This window comes from Acetivibrio straminisolvens JCM 21531 (assembly GCF_000521465.1).
Lineage (GTDB): Bacteria > Bacillota > Clostridia > Acetivibrionales > Acetivibrionaceae > Hungateiclostridium > Hungateiclostridium straminisolvens.
Genome location: NZ_BAVR01000155.1, coordinates 1 through 1,337, shown reverse-complemented (window position 1 = coordinate 1,337; position 1,337 = coordinate 1). Strand labels below are relative to the sequence as shown.

At 32.8% G+C, this 1,337-nt stretch carries 1 protein-coding gene; it reads left to right on the top strand.

Going from position 1 to position 1,337, the window contains the following annotated elements:
• Nucleotides 1-652 precede the first annotated feature (652 nt).
• Nucleotides 653-1,234: a 5'-deoxynucleotidase gene (gene yfbR / locus JCM21531_RS17220; protein ID WP_054847184.1), complete on the top strand. Its 582-nt coding sequence runs from the start codon at nt 653-655 to the stop codon at nt 1,232-1,234.
• Nucleotides 1,235-1,337 lie beyond the last annotated feature (103 nt).

The window sequence follows — 1,337 nt, the reverse complement described above, 5'->3', positions numbered from 1 at the left end:
TTTCGCGCTTTGTCCTCAGCGCGACTTTTATATGTTATCATGCTGTCTTTACTTTGTCAATACTTTTTTTTTATTTTTTTATTTCTGTTTCTGAACGTCTTTATTTTTCGCGTGTCAGCGACAGCTTTAATAATATATCACCTAACCCAACTTCATTTCAACCGCATAGAATATCCGTTTTACATAACTATTTTGATTTAGATGTCGTTTTCTCGTGTATGCTTTGATATATTACCTAATGATTTGCTTTCCTCATATTTATGTACAAGTACAGCTATACACTTCAAATACTATAGAACTTCAATGTAAAAAAATTTTTCGCTTGCAAAGAAATTTTCTTGCATCGTCAGTATTTTAGCGGAGTACAAGACAGCTTGCCGCCTGAAAAGCAAATCGCTAACCGCTACATATAAGAAGTTGGGATGTCTGTTGACTCGTTATAAAGCACCTGTACAGAAAATAAATATGATGCTAAACTATTAATAAATAAAATACACTATATAGTTTATGCATCAAACGTATAATTGAGCTATTGTCGAACAGGCTATGACCTTCGGATAATGCAGCATAAACTATATATAAATCATCTTCTTAAATATATCTATTATTTACGGGAGTTGTTGATATGGAAAACCAAACAAACAATAAAATGATGAATAATTCCCACTTTCTTGCTTTCTTGTTTAGAATGAAATATATAAACCGCTGGAGCCTCATGCGAAATACCGAGGTAGAAAACATTGCCGAGCATAGTCTTCAGGTAGCAATGATAGCCCACATATTGGCCGTAATAAAAAACAAATATTATGGCGGAAATCTGGATCCAAATTATATTGCTGTCCTTGCAATCTTCCATGACTCCAGTGAAATAATCACCGGGGACATGCCCACGCCTGTGAAATATTTTAATCCGGAGCTCAAGGAAGCTTACAAAAATGTAGAATATATTGCAAACCAGAAACTTGTGTCAATGCTTCCCGAAGATTTTAAAGAAATTTATCAGGATATTTTCTTCCACAATGAAAGTGAGGAATGGTCTATAGTAAAAGCTGCAGACAAACTGGCAGCATATATAAAGTGCATTGAAGAAGAAAAAGCCGGAAATAAAGAGTTTGTAAAAGCAAAAGAAACCATATCCAAATCCATTGATGCAATAGAAAGACCTGAAGTAAAGTACTTTATGGATATATTTATGCGCAGCTTTTCTCTTACTTTGGACGAGCTGGAATATTAGCAATTTTTAGAATCTTTTTATCACTTCAAAACACCCTCAAAATTTTTTGCCATATCGAATAAATATAAAGTATAATATATATGTAAATATAATTTATATATAT